This is a genomic window from Jiella mangrovi (assembly GCF_017815135.1).
In the GTDB taxonomy this organism is placed as follows: domain Bacteria; phylum Pseudomonadota; class Alphaproteobacteria; order Rhizobiales; family Rhizobiaceae; genus Jiella; species Jiella mangrovi.
Map to the genome: position 1 here is coordinate 339,778 of NZ_JAGJCF010000003.1, position 15,667 is coordinate 355,444.

The 15,667-nt window shown below is 64.2% G+C and carries 16 protein-coding genes; 9 read left to right on the forward strand and 7 right to left on the reverse strand.

Annotation, left to right across the window (positions count from 1 at the left end; all coding sequences use genetic code 11):
- Positions 1-59 precede the first annotated feature (59 nt).
- Complete coding sequence (locus J6595_RS06800; RefSeq protein ID WP_209593692.1) at positions 60-1,337, forward strand: MFS transporter; 1,278 nt, start codon at positions 60-62, stop codon at positions 1,335-1,337.
- A 40-nt stretch (positions 1,338-1,377) separates the two neighbouring features.
- Here the strand turns inward: J6595_RS06800 and J6595_RS06805 are convergent, their stop codons facing one another.
- Together J6595_RS06805 and J6595_RS06810 are read right to left on the reverse strand one after the other, a co-directional pair.
- A complete protein-coding gene (locus J6595_RS06805) occupies positions 1,378-1,755 on the reverse strand; it encodes a VOC family protein (RefSeq protein WP_209593693.1) in 378 nt (125 codons plus the stop codon).
- Between the two features lie 88 nt (positions 1,756-1,843).
- On the reverse strand, positions 1,844-3,061 hold the full coding sequence (locus J6595_RS06810) for an NADP-dependent isocitrate dehydrogenase (RefSeq protein WP_209593694.1): 1,218 nt from the start codon (positions 3,059-3,061) through the stop codon (positions 1,844-1,846).
- 174 nt (positions 3,062-3,235) lie between these two features.
- Between J6595_RS06810 and J6595_RS06815 the strand changes: the two genes are divergently transcribed.
- The 3 genes from J6595_RS06815 to murI all read left to right on the forward strand — a co-directional run bounded on the left by J6595_RS06815 (position 3,236) and on the right by murI (position 6,457).
- Positions 3,236-4,717 carry a carboxylesterase/lipase family protein gene (locus tag J6595_RS06815; protein WP_209593695.1) on the forward strand — a complete coding sequence of 494 codons (1,482 nt, stop codon included), beginning with the start codon at positions 3,236-3,238 and terminating at the stop codon, positions 4,715-4,717.
- Between the two features lie 148 nt (positions 4,718-4,865).
- Entirely contained in the window at positions 4,866-5,657 is a 792-nt protein-coding gene (locus J6595_RS06820) for an RNA methyltransferase (protein ID WP_209593696.1), read from the forward strand.
- Complete coding sequence (gene murI / locus J6595_RS06825) at positions 5,654-6,457, forward strand: glutamate racemase (protein ID WP_209593697.1); 804 nt, start codon at positions 5,654-5,656, stop codon at positions 6,455-6,457. Before J6595_RS06820 ends, murI begins: the two co-directional genes overlap by 4 nt.
- Positions 6,458-6,462: 5 nt before the next feature.
- Here murI and J6595_RS06830 read toward each other — a convergent pair whose 3' ends face one another.
- Positions 6,463-6,984, reverse strand: a complete 522-nt coding sequence (locus J6595_RS06830) for a hypothetical protein (RefSeq protein WP_209593698.1) — start codon at positions 6,982-6,984, stop codon at positions 6,463-6,465.
- Between the two features lie 190 nt (positions 6,985-7,174).
- Between J6595_RS06830 and J6595_RS06835 the strand changes: the two genes are divergently transcribed.
- The 5 genes from J6595_RS06835 (at position 7,175) to J6595_RS06855 (ending at position 10,536) form a co-directional block, all read left to right on the forward strand.
- Positions 7,175-7,333 carry a YqaE/Pmp3 family membrane protein gene (locus J6595_RS06835; protein ID WP_209593699.1) on the forward strand — a complete coding sequence of 53 codons (159 nt, stop codon included), beginning with the start codon at positions 7,175-7,177 and terminating at the stop codon, positions 7,331-7,333.
- A gap of 231 nt (positions 7,334-7,564) precedes the next feature.
- The gene (gene rpsD / locus J6595_RS06840; protein ID WP_209593700.1) at positions 7,565-8,182 is read left to right on the forward strand and encodes a 30S ribosomal protein S4; all 618 of its coding nucleotides are present in this window, start codon (positions 7,565-7,567) and stop codon (positions 8,180-8,182) included.
- Between the two features lie 134 nt (positions 8,183-8,316).
- Positions 8,317-8,586, forward strand: a complete 270-nt coding sequence (locus J6595_RS06845; protein ID WP_209593701.1) for a hypothetical protein — start codon at positions 8,317-8,319, stop codon at positions 8,584-8,586.
- Positions 8,587-8,806: 220 nt separating this feature from the next.
- Complete coding sequence (ttcA, locus tag J6595_RS06850) at positions 8,807-9,709, forward strand: tRNA 2-thiocytidine(32) synthetase TtcA (protein ID WP_209593702.1); 903 nt, start codon at positions 8,807-8,809, stop codon at positions 9,707-9,709.
- Entirely contained in the window at positions 9,706-10,536 is an 831-nt protein-coding gene (locus J6595_RS06855; RefSeq protein ID WP_209593703.1) for an inositol monophosphatase family protein, read from the forward strand. Before ttcA ends, J6595_RS06855 begins: the two co-directional genes overlap by 4 nt.
- Before the next feature lie 72 nt (positions 10,537-10,608).
- On the opposite strand, the gene J6595_RS06860 is transcribed toward J6595_RS06855, so the two are convergent.
- From J6595_RS06860 to purL, 4 genes are all read right to left on the reverse strand, one after another.
- Positions 10,609-11,889 (reverse strand): multidrug effflux MFS transporter, encoded by a 1,281-nt coding sequence (locus J6595_RS06860; RefSeq protein WP_209593704.1) that lies wholly within the window; start codon positions 11,887-11,889, stop codon positions 10,609-10,611.
- Positions 11,890-12,354: 465 nt separating this feature from the next.
- The gene (gene grxD / locus J6595_RS06865) at positions 12,355-12,702 is read right to left on the reverse strand and encodes a Grx4 family monothiol glutaredoxin (RefSeq protein WP_209593705.1); all 348 of its coding nucleotides are present in this window, start codon (positions 12,700-12,702) and stop codon (positions 12,355-12,357) included.
- A 343-nt stretch (positions 12,703-13,045) separates the two neighbouring features.
- Positions 13,046-13,279 carry a BolA/IbaG family iron-sulfur metabolism protein gene (locus J6595_RS06870; protein ID WP_209593706.1) on the reverse strand — a complete coding sequence of 78 codons (234 nt, stop codon included), beginning with the start codon at positions 13,277-13,279 and terminating at the stop codon, positions 13,046-13,048.
- Positions 13,280-13,366: 87 nt separating this feature from the next.
- Positions 13,367-15,592, reverse strand: a complete 2,226-nt coding sequence (gene purL, locus J6595_RS06875; RefSeq protein WP_209593707.1) for a phosphoribosylformylglycinamidine synthase subunit PurL — start codon at positions 15,590-15,592, stop codon at positions 13,367-13,369.
- Positions 15,593-15,667: the final 75 nt, after the last annotated feature.

Below are 15,667 nucleotides of genomic sequence, written 5' to 3' on the forward strand. Positions count from 1 at the left end.
GGCGGTATGTCAGCCGGCCGCGCGAATCGCTCCCTCGCCGGTTCGGCAGGGAGGATCCGATGCAGTTTCTCGACGACCTCAAGAGCCTCGATCGCGACCAGCGCCACACCGTGGCGGCGAGCTATCTCGGCTGGACGCTTGATGCGTTCGACTTTTTTATCCTCGTCTTCGTCCTGAAGGACATCGCCAAGGAGTTCGCGACCGGCATCCCGGCGGTGGCGCTGGCGATCACGTTGACGCTCGCGGCGCGGCCGGTCGGCGCCCTGATCTTCGGCCTTGCGGCGGACCGCTATGGGCGAAGGCCGGTGCTGATGCTCAATGTCCTCAGCTATTCCGTCCTGGAATTCGCCTCTGGTTTTTCGACCAGCCTGACCATGCTGATCATCCTGCGCACCCTTTATGGCGTCGCGATGGGCGGCGAATGGGGCGTCGGCGCGTCGCTCACCATGGAAAGCGTGCCGCCGAAGGCGAGGGGCATCGTCTCCGGCCTGCTGCAGGCCGGCTATCCCTCCGGCTACCTGCTCGCCTCGTTGATCTTCTTCTTTCTCTATCCGGTGATCGGCTGGCGCGGCATGTTCATGGTCGGCGTCCTGCCGGCTCTGCTCGTCCTTTATATCCGCCAGTCGGTGAAGGAATCGCCCGACTTCGTGGCGAGGACCCACGCGAAGGAGCGTCCGTCCTTCGGCGCGGTGCTGAAGGGCAATCTGATGCTGGTGGTCTGGGCCGTCCTGCTGATGACCGCCTTCAACTTCTTCAGCCACGGCACCCAGGATCTCTATCCGACCTTCCTCGAAGTCCAGCGCGGCTATGACAGCCACGTCACCGGGGCGATCGCGATCTTTTTCAATGTCGGCGCCATTCTCGGTGGTCTGTTCTTCGGGGCGCTCTCGCAGCGGATCGGCCGCAAGAACGCGATCGTCATCGCGGCCGTCCTGGTGATTCCCGCCTCCTGGCTGTGGGTCTATGCGCCAGGCGCGATCCTGCTCGCCATCGGCGCGTTTCTCGTCCAGTTCTTCGTGCAAGGGGCCTGGGGCGTCGTGCCTGCCCATCTCAACGAATTGTCGCCGCCCGCCGTGCGCGGCACCTTTCCGGGCGTCGTCTACCAGCTCGGCAATCTGATCGCGTCGGCCAATGCGACGATGCAGACCGGCCTTGCCGCGCACTGGAACAACGACTACGGCTTCGTGCTGATCGCCGAGATCATCGTCGTGGCGATCGCCGTCGCTGCGTTGGCCGGCTTCGGGTATGATCGGTCCAATCGATCCTTCGCCGGCGAGGGGCTTGGCGCTGCCGAAAAGCCCGCCCGGGAGGGCGTTGTCGGCAGCGCGGCAGAGTGAGGCGGAGGCGATCTTCGCCTGTCCGCGAGGCGGGCGGCGGTCAGTGCGAAAAGGTCGTCGCCCGCTCGTCGAAATCCGCCCGCTGCGGATTGACGAGGCAGAAGCGATGGCCGGTCGGGGCCTCCATGACGATCCAGGATTTGACCGGCCCGATGCGTTTTGCGCCAAGGCCTTCGAGGCGGGCTGCCTCCGCTTCCTTGTCGTCGGTCTCGATGTCGAGATGAACGCGGGCCGGATGATCCACGGCCTGGATCAGCACCTTTGCTTCGCCGTCCGGCATTTTGAGAACGGCATATTTGCCGTCGTCGTCCACCTTGCCGGCACAGCCGAACAGGCCGGACCAGAAGGCGACGGCGCTGTGAAGGTCCGACGTCTGGCAATCGACGACGATACATCCGAGGCGGCTCTTGTGGGGCATCGAACGGTTCTTTCCTATGGGCGCAAAAAAGCCCGGCGTGGAACGACCACGCCGGGCTTCGATCTTATCAGGCTGGCTTCGAAAAAGCTCAGGAAGACGCCATCGCCTTCTGGAGGTTCTCGTCGATCTTGTCGAGGAAGCCGGTGGTGGAGAGCCACGGCTGGTCCGGGCCGATAAGAAGCGCCAGATCCTTGGTCATGAAGCCGCTTTCGACGGTCGCGATGCAGACCTTTTCCAGGGTCGCCGCGAACTCGGCGAGGTCCCCATTGTCGTCGAGCTTGGCCCGGTGGGCGAGGCCGCGGGTCCAGGCGAAGATCGAGGCGATCGGGTTGGTCGAGGTCTGCTCGCCCTTCTGATGCTGGCGATAGTGCCGGGTGACCGTGCCGTGAGCCGCTTCCGCTTCGACGGTCTTGCCGTCCGGCGTCATCAGGACGGAGGTCATCAGGCCCAGCGAGCCGAACCCTTGCGCGACGATGTCCGACTGGACGTCGCCGTCGTAGTTCTTGCAGGCCCAGACATAGCCGCCCGACCACTTCAGCGCGGCGGCGACCATGTCGTCGATCAGACGGTGCTCGTAGGTCAGCTTCTTGGCGTCGAATTCGGCCTTGAACTCGGCGTCGAAGATCTCCTGGAAGATGTCCTTGAAGCGGCCGTCATAGGCCTTCAGGATGGTGTTCTTGGTCGACAGATAGCAGGGCACGTTGCGCTGCAGGGCATAGTTGAACGACGCGCGCGCGAAATCCCGGATCGACTCGTCGAGATTGTACATGCCCATGGCGACGCCTGCGGCCGGGGCGTCGAAGACCTCGTGCTCGATGGTCTCGCCGTCCTCGCCGACGAACTTCATCGTCAGCTTGCCCTTGCCGGGGAATTTGAAGTCGGTGGCGCGGTACTGGTCGCCGAAGGCGTGGCGGCCGACGATGATCGGCCGGGTCCAGCCGGGAACGAGGCGCGGCACGTTCTTCATGATGATCGGCTCGCGGAAGATGACGCCGCCGAGGATGTTGCGGATGGTGCCGTTCGGCGAGCGCCACATCTTCTTCAGGCCGAATTCCTCGACGCGGGCCTCGTCCGGCGTGATCGTCGCGCATTTGACGCCGACGCCGTGCTTCTTGATGGCGTTGGCGGCATCGACGGTCACCTGATCGTCGGTGGCGTCGCGATGCTCCATGCCGAGATCGTAATATTCAAGGTCGATGTCGAGATAGGGATGGATCAGCTTGTCCTTGATGAACTGCCAGATGATCCGGGTCATCTCGTCGCCGTCGAGCTCTACGACCGGGTTTGCGACCTTGATCTTCGCCATTGGGGCCTTCCTTGGGAAAAGAGTGGGTGCGGTCATCGCCGCGCCATGTTCGGATGGGTGATCCTGTGCCCGGCCCTATAACACCCACTATGGCAGACGCAAAGTGAGACGGGCGAAGCTTTGGTGCAGCGCCGGATCGAAGGGCCCTGCCGCGAGACCGTTCGAGATGGGCCGATGGTGAGAGATGTACGTGTCGAGGCAGCCTGCGGCCGCCTCGTCGGACAAAGACACGACGGTTTCGTCAGTTTTCTGGGAATTCCCTACGCCGAGCCGCCGGTGGGGGATCGACGCTTTGCCAGACCCCGGGCGAAGGCGCCGTTCGCAAGGCCCTTCGAAGCCTTCGCCTATGGCGCGGCGGCCCCGCAGAAACGCGCGGTGCCCGCGCCGATCGCAAGGATTGCCGGTGCGACCAAAGAAATTTCCGAGGACTGCCTGTCGCTCAACGTTTGGACGCCCGACGTCAAGGGCTCGCGGCCGGTGCTGGTCTTCATCCATGGCGGCGGTTTCATCATCGGCGCCGGCAGCCAGTATCCGGGCGATGATCTCGCCATTCGCGGCGACGTCGTCGTTGTCACCTTGAACTACCGGCTCGGGTTGATCGGGTTCAATCCGTTTGCCGAGGTATTCGAAGGCGACGATCGGTTCGTCGCCAATGCCGGTCTCCTCGACCAGCGGCTGGCGCTGACATGGGTTCGCGACAATATCGCGGCCTTGGGAGGGGATCCCGACAAGGTGACGATCGCCGGCGAATCGGCCGGGTCGGTTTCCGTCGCCTGGCATCTCGTGACGAAGGGATCGCAGCCCCTTTACGCTCGAGCCATCATGCAATCGGGCACGCTCAGCCTGTTCTACGGCCTGGAACGGGCGCGGGCGATCGGCGACGAACTGCGCGCCGGCCTTTCGCTCGCCGCCGGGCCCGAGCCGTTGTTCCAGCTGTCGCCGAAGCAGCTCCAGGAGGCCGCAGAGGCTGCCGTTTCGCGCCATACCGGGGTGATCTCGCGGCCCTATGCGGACGAAGTGGAAATCGGCGCGTCGCTTCCCGCAGATCTTGCCAGAGCCGCCAAGCCCGTCCCCCTCCTGATCGGCACCAACCGCGACGAGTTCTCCTTCTTCAGCCAGTTGCCGATCCTGCCCATGGAAACGGGCAAGGCCGAGATGGCGGCGATGGTCGCGGAGTTCGCCGGGGAAGAAGCGTCGAAGCGCATCGCCAGCCTCTACCGCGACGACCGGCCGGGCCGCATCGCCTTCGGCACCGATCTCATCTTTCGCATGCCGGCGATCGCATTCGCCGATGGTCACGCCAAGAACGACAATTCCGTCTATTTCTATCGCCTCGACTGGGAGGCCAAGGGTCTCTTGTCCAAGCTCGGCGCCACCCATTCGGTCGATCTGCCGCTGCTCTTTGAAGGGTTTCTGCGGCCGTTCCGCTCCGCCTATCTCGGCGTCCTTCCCGATCCGGGGCGCCACAGGCTGGCCGAGAGAATGCGCGATCACTGGCTTTCGTTCGTGCGCGACGGAAGGCCGGGGGAAGGGTGGCCGGCCTACCGCCCGAACACGCGTGAGACGATGATCTTCAACGTCGAGGACCGGGTGGGCGCCGATCCCGAGGCGGTGCACCGGATCGCATGGAAGGGCATAGACGGTTTTGCCAGCTGAATTCCGTCCTTGCGCCGCTTGGCCCGCGCTCCGCGAAGCGTTATCGACGCTTGTGAGCCTGAAGGGTTGAGCATGGATGACGGATGGATCGTCCGTCGAGCTCGCCCGTCCGGGCGAAAGTGGAGTTTTGGAAGCCTTGAGCGACGTGATGCCTGACGAAGACCAAAAGGGCCCGGCCATCGTCCTCGTCGAGCCGCAGCTCGGCGAGAATATCGGCATGGTCGCGCGAGCCATGGCGAATTTCGGCCTCGGCGATCTGCGCCTCGTCAAACCGCGCGACGGATGGCCGAGCGAGAAGGCGCGGGCGGCGGCGTCTCGGGCCGATCACGTGATCGATGCCGTGCGGCTGTTCGATACGGTCGAGGAGGCGACGGCCGATCTCAATTTCGTTCTCGCGACGACGGCGCGGCCGCGCGACAGCTTCAAGCCGGTTCGCGGTCCCGAGGAGGCGGCGGTGGATCTTCGGCGACGCACCGGCGACGGGCAGGGCTGCGGCATCCTCTTCGGCCGCGAGCGCTGGGGCCTCAACAATCACGAGGTTGGGCTCACGGACGAGATCGTCACCTTTCCGGTCGATCCGAATTTCGCCTCGCTCAATATCGCCCAGGCGGTTCTCCTGATGAGCTACGCCTATCAGGTGGCCGGCAAGGGCGGCGACCTCTCGCCGCGATTCGAGGCGAAGGTGCCGCCGCCGGCGACCAAGGCGGATCTGTTCCGGCTGTTCGAGCATCTCGAAGCATCGCTCGATCGGGCCGGATATTTCTTTCCCGAGCCGAAACGCGACGTGCTCGCCCAGAATCTGAGGACGATGCTGACGAAGGCCTCGTTCTCCGAGCCGGAGGTGCGAACACTGAGAGGCGTGATCAAGGCGTTCGACTACGAGGTGGGGCGGCTGGCACGCACTGGCGGTCAGAACGACGGCGAGGCCGAGGGTCAATGACCGGGGCCCCGCCTTCGAACCGGCCGCTGCTCGTCCTCGACAGCGGGATCGGCGGGTTGACCGTCCTGCGCGAAGCGCGCGTGCTGATGCCCGACCGGCGTTTCGTTTACGTCGTCGACGACGCCGCCTTTCCCTATGGCGACTGGGAGGAAGCGGCGCTGAGGGAGCGGCTCGTCCATCTGTTCGGCGATCTGATCGCCGAGCATGATCCGGTCGCCTGCCTGATCGCCTGCAATACGGCATCGACCTTGAGTCTCGACGCGCTGCGCGCCGCCTATCCCGGGATGAGCTTCGTCGGCACCGTGCCGGCGATCAAGCCGGCGGCGGAGCGCACGCGGTCCGGTCTCGTGACCGTTCTGGCGACGCCGGGCACGGTGAAGCGTCAGTACACCCGCGACCTGATCGAGCAGTGGGCCATGAAGTGCGAGGTCAATCTGGTCGGCAGCGTGACGCTGGCGCGGCTCGCCGAGATCTATATGCGCGAGGGGCTGGTGGACGAGGAGGCGATCCGGACGGAGATCGCGCCCTGCTTCGTCGATGCCGATGGGCGGCAGACGGATATCGTCGTCCTCGCCTGCACCCACTATCCGTTTCTGGTCAATCGCATGCGCAAGATGGCGCCCTGGCCGGTCGACTGGCTGGATCCGGCGGAAGCGATTGCCCGCCGGGCGCTGTCGATCCTGCCGAAGGTCGATTCCAACGCAGCGTTCGAGCGGCACGTCGACCTCGCGGTCTTCACCTCTGGCGGGGCCGATGCGGTCACCCGGCGGCTCATGCAGGGATTTGGCCTCACAGCATAAGGCGCTTATCGACCCTTGAAGGACAGGTTCGAGACGACGACGTTCTTGCCGTTGATTTTCTCCACCACCTGCATGGAAAAGGCGCCACGGCCAGTGTTCTTGATCAGCATGCGGGCAAAATCGTCGTCATAGATCTTCTTGGCCCATTTCACCCTCAGATCCAGCGTATCGCCCCGCAGCTTGCCGGCCAGCGTCGCTGGTCCGCTCGAGGAGCCCGTATAGGTGCCACGATAGAGCCTCGCGCCCTTGTCGTAGGTGAGCCGGGCGGCGATGTCGCGGCTCATCACCAACATCGCCCGGCAGCTTCCGGCGATGTCGAAGCTGCTCGGCCCCTTGCGGGTGCCGGAGACGGTGCAGGAGACGTTGGTCGGCGCGGGAAGCTGTTTGACCTTGACGCTACCCCCGCCGCGCCATTGGCCGTCGAAGCGGGAAAAATAGTCGGAGGCGGCGAGGGCGGGAGACCCGATCGCAAGACCTGCGCAAAGGGCGAGCGTTCCCGCAAAGGCGAGACAAGTCGATGAAGGCAAGAGCCGGGCTCCTTGAATGGTCGGGGAATGGCCGGGCCATCGGATCGAGCCCCTTCGTCAGGGGCGGGTCTTAATTCTTGCATGGCCGCACGAAATGGCGAAACGACGGCCATTGCGCCGGAAAAGCTCGGGAACGGGCGCAGGCCGGTCACGTTAAGGTCAGAACCCTTACTTACGGAGCCTGCCGTTCATGGATATCGTCCGCATCATCGTCGCAATTCTGCTGCCGCCACTGGGCGTCTTTCTGCAGGTCGGCCTCGGTAAGCATTTCTGGATCAACATCATCCTGACGCTGTTTGGCTATATCCCGGGCATTGTCCACGCGGTCTGGGTCATCGCCAAGTACTGACACCTTCGGCGCAATCGGACCGGCAGACCGGTTGACAGCTGCCACATGTCCGACTAACACCCCACCAACCGGCTGGAGCAACGCTTTGGCCGGTTTTCAACGTGTCCCGTGAGCGGTGTCGGTCTGTGCCCACATCGCTCTGTCAGTCCGCAAGGACAGAGGAGGGCGCGTTTCCTGGAACGGCCCGTGGGTGATCCGCGGGTTGTTGTGTTTTTTCCAAAAGGAAATGCGATGACAAAGCGCACATCCGCGAAATACAAGCTCGATCGCCGTATGGGCGAAAACATCTGGGGCCGTCCGAAGTCCCCGGTGAACCGGCGCCAGTACGGCCCGGGCCAGCACGGCCAGCGCCGCAAGGGCAAGGTCAGCGACTTCGGCGTGCAGCTGCGCGCCAAGCAGAAGCTGAAGGGCTATTACGGCGACATCCGCGAGAAGCAGTTCCGCAAGATCTACGACGAGGCCGCCCGTCGCAAGGGTGACACCTCGGAGAACCTGATCGGCCTCCTGGAGAGCCGGCTCGACGCCATCGTCTATCGCGCGAAGTTCGTGCCGACGGTCTTCGCCGCCCGCCAGTTCGTCAACCACGGCCATGTCAATGTGAACGGCGTTCGCACGAACATCCAGTCCTATGTCTGCAAGCCGGGCGACGTGATCGAGGTTCGCGAAAAGTCCAAGCAGAACGTCAACGTCATCGAGGCGACCCAGCTCGCCGAGCGCGACGTGCCGGACTACATCGACGCCGACCACCACAAGATGGTCGCGACCTATACCCGGGTGCCGGGTCTCCACGACGTTCCCTACGCCGTGCAGATGGAACCGAATCTCGTCGTCGAGTTCTATTCGCGCTGATCGATCGATCACCGCGACGATTTCGAAAGGCCGTCCCTCGGGGCGGCCTTTTTCATTTCACGGGCTTTGCCAAAGGCCGGTTTCGCTTATGCTCTCGAAAGGCGTGTTCATTTCATAAAGCGGTTTCAGGTAGCATGGCAGATGAGTTCGACAGCGGGGAGAAGGCTCTGCCGCTGACCGAAGCGGCGAAGGAGCAGATCAAATTCCGCGCAAGTTGGCTGAACGGCCTTTCGGTGGCGACGTTTGCGGTGGGGACGCTTGCCTCGACGTCGCGAGCGCTTTTCCAATCGGGTTTGAACCTCAGTGAAGTCTTTCAATCGATCTTGGTTGGGCTGATTTGCCTCGCGATCGCTTTTATCTTACATATTCGGGCATATGCCACCCTGAAGGGATTGGACCAATGACTTTGTATCAGCTTGTCCTTCTTTCAGTGCTCCCGCTCGGTGCTCTCTCTCTTCTCGCTGCGTCCGAGTGGCATTCCCGGCGTCACCCGCCGGCGAGGCGGCCTGTCGCTCGACAGAGAAACTCCGGCGGCTGAAGAGCGGGCGCTTCGTCGCCCCAGGCGCTCTTCCGTTTTCAGCCCCGACGCTCTACACCGGCCTCGCAATCTCGCGAGGTGACGACATGCTCGATGCTCAAGAGGCGAAGGCCTCAGACGACGAGACCGCGGCGGCTCGCCTGCCCGAAGGTGGCGAGACTGCGGAGGGCGCCCATCCGCTGTTTCGCGACGTTCCATCGAGCGTCGGCTTCAAGAAGCTGCGCAAGCGACTGCTGCGCGAGGTCCGCGAGACCGTCGAGCGCTTCGCGATGGTGCGCCCGGGCGCGCGCTGGCTGGTTGCGATCTCCGGCGGCAAGGACTCCTACGCGCTTCTCGCCCTTCTCCATGATCTGAAGTGGCGGGGGCTTTTGCCGGTCGATCTCCTGGCCTGCAATCTCGATCAGGGGCAGCCGAATTTTCCCAAGCACGTTCTGCCGCAATGGCTGGCGCGATACGGCATCGCCAACCGCATCGAGTATCGCGACACCTATTCGATCGTCACCGACACGCTGCCCGAGGGGGCGACCTACTGCTCGCTCTGCTCGCGCCTGCGACGCGGCAACCTTTATCGCATCGCGCGCGAAGAAGGCTGCGAGGCGCTCGTTCTCGGCCATCACCGCGACGATTGTCTCGAGACCTTCTTCATGAACCTCCTGCATGGCGGCCGGCTGTCGGCTATGCCCGCAAAGCTCCTCAATGACGAGGGCGACCTCTTCGTCTTGCGGCCGCTGATCCAGTCGGCGGAAAGCGATCTCGAGCGCTTTTCCCAAGCGATGCAGTTCCCGATCATTCCCTGCGATCTCTGCGGCAGCCAGGACGGTCTGCAGCGCAATCTGACGAAGCAGATGCTCGACGAGATCGAGACCCGCTATCCCGGCCGCAAGGCCGTCATGATGCGGGCTTTGTCGAATGTCCGGCCGGGTCATCTGGTCGATCCCGCAGCGTTCGACTTTGCCGGCCTCTCCATCAAACCAGGATCCGACGCTTGACCCAGACCATCGATGTCGCCCGTTTCGCCGAGCTTTTGCGCGAGGCGGCGAAAGCCGAGATCATGCCGCGCTTTCGCAATCTGTCCGACGGCGACGTTCGCCAGAAGACCTCGGCGACCGATCTCGTCACCGAAGCCGACGAAGCGGCGGAGCGCTTCATCGCCCGCGAGTGCCAGCGCCTGTTGCCGGATGCGCTGTTCGTGGGCGAGGAATCGGTGGCCGCCGATCCGGGGCTTCTCGACCGTCTGAACGAGGCCGAGTTGGCGATCGTCGTCGATCCGGTCGACGGCACGGCCAATTTCGCGGGCGGGCTTCCGCTTTTTGCGGTGATGGCGGCCATCGTCGTAAAGGGCGAAACGGTGGCCGGGCTGATCTACGACCCGCTTGGCGACGACTGCATCCTGGCGGAAAAAGGCGGCGGTGCCAGACGCCTCTTGGCTTCAGGCGAGGAGGCAAGGCTCTCCACCGCTGCCCCCATGCCGCTGTCAGAGGCCGTCGGCTGCATCAGCACCAGCTATTTTCCGCAGGCGCTGAAGGCGCACCTTCTGCCCGGCCTCGGGGCGATCAAGATCGCCGCCAACTATCGCTGCGCCGGCCACGAATACCGGCTTCTGGCCTCGGGCGGCTCGCAGTTTTCGGCCTATGCCAAGCTCATGCCATGGGATCATCTCGCCGGCGCGCTGATCACCATGGAAGCAGGCGGCCACGTCGCCAAAATCGACGGCTCGCCCTACACGCCGCTCGACCGCGAGGGCGCGATGATCGCGGCTGCGAGCGAGGAAGCCTGGCATGCCGTGAAGGCGACGTTGTTTCCCAGCGCGGTATAGAGAGCTCTGCGTCCAGCTGGACGCAGAAAGGACCCCTTTCCCCGAATACCGCAAGATCGAAGTGACGCGGTCCTATTCGGCGGCGCTCGGCTCTATCCTGTCGGGATGCGGGGTCGTGACGGGCTCGTACTTTGCGTCGAAGAGCCGTCCCTCGGCAAGAAACACGCAAAGGGTCGAGAGGATCGACAGGGTGATGAAGCCAAGGAGCAGCGGGATCAGCGTGCCGTCGTAGAAATAGCCGATGACCGCGCCGATGATGCCGCCGCCGAAGGTCTGCATGAAGCCGAGGACGGACGAGGCGGTGCCGGCGACATGGCCGAGAGGATCCATGGCGAGGGCGTTGAAATTCGTGCCGATGAAGCCGAACAGGCAGAAATTGAGCGTCATCATGGGAACGAAGAACCACAGGGGCGCCCGCCCGCCGCAGAAATAGGCGACGGCAAGGTGCAAGGCCGCCATGCCCATGAAGCCGATCAGGGCGCCGTGCGAGAGCCGGCGCATGCCGAACCGCTCGACAAGGCGGGAGTTCATGAAGGAGGCGGCGGCCATGAAGATCGCCGTGGCCGAGAAGACCAGCGTGAAATAGGGGCCGAGGCCGTAGGCCTGGGTGTAGATCTGTTCCGCCTGGTTGATGAAGCCGAACAGGACGCCGAAGATCATCGCCGTCGCCATCGTATAGCCGAAGGCGATGCGGTTGGTGAGGACGATGCGGAAGGCCTCCGCGACCCGCTTGCCGGTCAGCTCGCGGCGGTTCTCGGCCGCGAGGGTCTCAGGCAACCGGATGGCCGCCCAGATGCCGACGCCGGCTCCGAACAGCGCAACGATGACGAAGATCTCGCGCCAGGAACCGAACAGCATGATGCCTTGGCCGATATTGGGCGCGACGACCGGAATCGCCATGAACACCATCATGACGAGGGACATGACGCTCGCCATGCGCCGCCCGCCGAAGCAGTCGCGCACGACCGAAACGGCGATGACGCGGGTCGCCGAGGCGCCGAAACCCTGGATCGCGCGAAGGGCAAGGAGCATGCTGAAGGAAGTCGAAAAGGTTCCGAGGCCTGCCGCGATCACATAGATGGTGATGCCGACCAGAAGCACGTTGCGCCGTCCAAACCGGTCACTGATCGGGCCGTAGAGGAGCTGCCCGCCGCCGAAACCGAGCAGATAGGCCGTGATCACCAGCTGTCGCTGGTTGGCGTCAGAAACCTGAAGAGCGGTGCCGATATCCTGAAGAGCGGGAATGAAGATGTCGATCGCGGCCGCGTTCATCGCCATCAGGCAGGCCACCATCATCACCAGCTCCCAATAGGGCAGGCCGTGTGTTTCCGTCTTCTGCGCTGGCAAAGCCATGAAGTCCTCGGGTTCTTGAAGTGGCAAAGCCGCCGTCAGCCTGTCTGGCCCGCAACGGACAGATGGGGTCGACGCGATTGCAAAAAGCATGGGCTCATCGACACGTCCCGGAAGATTCGCCGGGGAGCCGAACATACCAATAGCAGCCGGATAAGGCGGCGGGGCGACTAAAGTCGCATTGCAGCAATACGCTGCGTTCAACGCAGGTGGCGAACCTGTCGTCGGGTCGGTGCCTCAAGACCGGTGCGCGCGTCCGACCGGCGGTCAAGGCCTGACGGGGCCGAGTCATCGGCATCGACATGGGCGGGAGGCCGGGCGCGGAGCAGGTGTCGCCCGAATCGAAAAGGCGGGACCGGGTGTCCCGCCAAAGCTTGCGCGAGTTCTGCCAAGCAAAAAAGCCCCGCATCCCGCTGAAATGCCTGCAAATCCGCCGTCCGTGTCGCGCCCCTTACGAGCGCGGCGGCGTCAGCCGTTGGCGCCGGCAGGTTGACCGGTCTTGATGCCGTTCTCCTCGAAGTGGCTCTTCAGCTCGCCGGCCTGAAACATCTCGCGCAGGATATCGCAACCGCCGACGAACTCGCCCTTGACGTAGAGCTGCGGGATCGTCGGCCACTCGGAATATTCCTTGATGCCCTGGCGCAGATCGTCCGACGTCAGGACGTTGACGCCCTTGTACTCGACGCCGAGATAATCGAGGATCTGCACCACCTGACCGGAAAATCCGCATTGCGGGAAGGACGGCGTGCCCTTCATGAAGAGGATCACGTCGTTCGACTTGACCTCGTTATCGATCCACTCGTTGATGCCGCTCATGAAAAAGCTCCTTCGTTGGCTGGGGACGCCGGACGGGCCATCCCTGGTGCCGTGATTGTCTCGCAACGTTCGCGTCGTCGGTTCAGGCCCATGGCCGGAATGACGCGACTGGCTGCCGGGTACGCGAGATTGGAAAAATGTTCAGTCATTTCGGTCCGGCGGCCTCCGAATGCGGGCTCGCCGCGTTGATCGATACCGTAACCCTCGCTCGCCGAACGATACAGTTGCGCGCCTCGGCCGCGCCGCCCGGTCGCTGGCTCAGCGACCGGCGGGAAACAGGGGTAGCCCCGCACCAGACGGACGCTTCCTGGGCTGGCAATGGTCTTTTCGACGCGCATCCTGACTATTTAGGTGCGCTGGTTTGCAGCGCAAGCGCGTGCAATTCGCCGCCCATGTTTCCCCGCAGGGCCTTGTAGACCATCTGGTGCTGCTGAACACGCGACTTGCCGCGGAAACTCTCCGAGACGATTTCGGCTGCGTAGTGGTCGCCGTCGCCCGCAAGATCACGGATCGAGACGATCGCGTCCGGGATCTCCTGTTTGATCATCGTTTCGATGTCCTGGGCATTCATCGGCATGTCGCATCTCCGGCTCGGGTCGCTTGCGTCACGATGATAGAGGGCGCGTGGTCTCGCTGCAATCAGGACGCGGTTTCACTCAAGGCGTCAGGCTGCGGCCGGCGGCTCGACGAGCGTTCCCGACATATAGCTCGGGAACCAGCTCTCGTTGGCCACGGTCATCGCCCTGACGGTCAGGTCGAGCCGCCCGGCGATCCGCAGCCTGTCGCCGCCGGCGGTGCCGAGCCTGCGGATCGGCACGCCGGCATCCCTGGCTGCCGCCTCGAAGCGCTGGGCGTCGTCCGGGGCGAGGGCGACGACATAGCGGGCCTGATCCTCGCCGAAGAGAATGGCGTGATCCGGGCCGTCGCCGGCCTCGATGTCGGCGCCGAGACGCGAGGCCATGGCAAGTTCCGCCAGAGCGACGGCAAGCCCGCCGTCGGAAAGGTCGTGGCAGGTGCGCACCATGCCTTTGGCAATGACGCTACGCACGAAGTCGCCATTGCGCTTTTCGACGGCGAGATCGACGGGCGGCGGCGTGCCGTCCTCGCGGTCCTCGATCGTAGCGAGATAGGCGGAAGCCCCGATATGCGAGCCGTCCGCACCGACGAGGAAGAGGACGTCGCCACTTTTGAGCGAATCGATCCGGGCGGTTTTCGTCCGGTCCTCGATCAGGCCGACGCCGCCGATGGTGGGGGTCGGCAGGATCGCCTGGCCGTGGGTCTCGTTGTAGAGCGAGACGTTGCCCGACACGATCGGGAAGGCGAGGGCGTTGCAGGCGGCACCGATGCCCTCCACGGCCTTGACGAACTGGCCCATCAGCTCCGGCTTTTCCGGGTTGCCGAAATTGAGGTTGTCGGTCGCCGCCAGCGGTTCGGCGCCGACGGCGCAAAGATTGCGCCAGCATTCGGCGACGGCCTGGGCGCCACCCTGATAGGGATCGGCCTCGCAATAGCGCGGCGTAACGTCCGAGGAGAAGGCCAGCGCCTTGGTCGCATGGCCGTCGACGCGCACGACGCCGGCATCGCCGCCGGGCCGCTGCAGCGAATTGCCCTGGATCATCGTGTCATACTGCTCGAAGACCCAACGCCGGGAGCAAAGGTCCGGCGAGCCGAGAAGCGACAGGAGCGCCGCGCCGCAGTCGCTCGGGGCAGGAACGTCAGAGGCCGAAATCACCGGGCGCGGCTTCGGCTCCACCCAGGGGCGGTCATATTCCGGCGCCTCGTCGCCGAGCTCCCTGATCGGGAGATTTGCGACCTCCTGGCCGTCGAAGAGGACGCGGAAGCGAAGGTCGTCGGTGGTCTTGCCGACGATCGCGAAATCGAGGCCCCATTTGACGAAGATCGCCTCCGCCTCGGCGCGCTTGTCCGGATCGAGTACCATGAGCATGCGCTCCTGGCTCTCCGACAGCATCATCTCGTAGGGGGTCATGCCGTCTTCGCGCACGGGCACGGCGTTCAGGTCGAGCTCGATGCCGAGACCGCCCTTGGCGCCCATCTCGACGGCGGAGCAGGTGAGGCCCGCCGCGCCCATGTCCTGGATGGCGATGACCGCGCCGGTCTGCATCAGTTCGAGGCAGGCTTCCAGCAGGCATTTTTCGGTGAAGGGATCGCCGACCTGGACCGTCGGGCGCTTGTCCTCGATGGTCTCGTCGAATTCGGCGGACGCCATGGTGGCACCGCCGACGCCGTCGCGCCCGGTCTTGGCGCCGAGATAGACGACGGGAAGGCCGACGCCTTTGGCCTCGGAATAAAAGATCGCGTCGCTCTTCGCCAGGCCGGCGGCAAAGGCGTTGACCAGGCAGTTGCCGTTGTAGCGGGAATGGAAGTTCACCTCGCCGCCAACGGTCGGAACACCGAAGGAATTGCCGTAGCCGCCGACACCGGCGACGACGCCGGCGACGAGATGGCGGGTCTTGGGATGATCCGGCGCGCCGAAGCGCAGGGCGTTCATCGCCGCGATCGGCCGCGCGCCCATGGTGAATACGTCGCGCAAGATGCCGCCGACGCCGGTCGCCGCCCCCTGATAGGGTTCGATATAGGAGGGGTGGTTGTGGCTCTCCATCTTGAAGACCACACAGAGCCCGTCGCCGATATCGACGACGCCGGCATTCTCGCCGGGGCCCTGGATGACGCGTTCGCCCTTCGTCGGCAGCGTCCGCAGCCAGCGCTTGGAGGACTTGTAGGAACAATGCTCGTTCCACATGGCCGAGAAGATGCCGAGCTCGGTGAGGCTGGGCTCGCGGCCGATGAGCGAGAGCACGCGCTCATATTCCTCGGGCTTCAGGCCGTGCAAAGCCACGAGCTCTGGTGTGATCTTCAACTCCGTCGGCATCGTTCGTCCATCCACGCTGACCTTTAGGTGGGGCTGTTAGCATTCCGCTTCCTCCTCACCAAGTCTCTTTGCCCG

What these genes read in the sequence shown, in the direction of transcription:
- J6595_RS06870 (WP_209593706.1), bottom strand. Translation starts at nt 13,279, where the DNA reads ATGCCGATGAATGCCCAGGACATCGAAACGATGATCAAACAGGAGATC.
- J6595_RS06800 (WP_209593692.1), top strand. Translation starts at nt 60, where the DNA reads ATGCAGTTTCTCGACGACCTCAAGAGCCTCGATCGCGACCAGCGCCAC.
- J6595_RS06845 (WP_209593701.1), top strand. Translation starts at nt 8,317, where the DNA reads ATGGCAGATGAGTTCGACAGCGGGGAGAAGGCTCTGCCGCTGACCGAA.
- ttcA (WP_209593702.1), top strand. Translation starts at nt 8,807, where the DNA reads ATGCTCGATGCTCAAGAGGCGAAGGCCTCAGACGACGAGACCGCGGCG.
- rpsD (WP_209593700.1), top strand. Translation starts at nt 7,565, where the DNA reads ATGACAAAGCGCACATCCGCGAAATACAAGCTCGATCGCCGTATGGGC.
- J6595_RS06815 (WP_209593695.1), top strand. Translation starts at nt 3,236, where the DNA reads ATGGTGAGAGATGTACGTGTCGAGGCAGCCTGCGGCCGCCTCGTCGGA.
- J6595_RS06835 (WP_209593699.1), top strand. Translation starts at nt 7,175, where the DNA reads ATGGATATCGTCCGCATCATCGTCGCAATTCTGCTGCCGCCACTGGGC.
- grxD (WP_209593705.1), bottom strand. Translation starts at nt 12,702, where the DNA reads ATGAGCGGCATCAACGAGTGGATCGATAACGAGGTCAAGTCGAACGAC.
- J6595_RS06860 (WP_209593704.1), bottom strand. Translation starts at nt 11,889, where the DNA reads ATGGCTTTGCCAGCGCAGAAGACGGAAACACACGGCCTGCCCTATTGG.
- J6595_RS06810 (WP_209593694.1), bottom strand. Translation starts at nt 3,061, where the DNA reads ATGGCGAAGATCAAGGTCGCAAACCCGGTCGTAGAGCTCGACGGCGAC.
- J6595_RS06805 (WP_209593693.1), bottom strand. Translation starts at nt 1,755, where the DNA reads ATGCCCCACAAGAGCCGCCTCGGATGTATCGTCGTCGATTGCCAGACG.
- purL (WP_209593707.1), bottom strand. Translation starts at nt 15,592, where the DNA reads ATGCCGACGGAGTTGAAGATCACACCAGAGCTCGTGGCTTTGCACGGC.
- murI (WP_209593697.1), top strand. Translation starts at nt 5,654, where the DNA reads ATGACCGGGGCCCCGCCTTCGAACCGGCCGCTGCTCGTCCTCGACAGC.
- J6595_RS06820 (WP_209593696.1), top strand. Translation starts at nt 4,866, where the DNA reads ATGCCTGACGAAGACCAAAAGGGCCCGGCCATCGTCCTCGTCGAGCCG.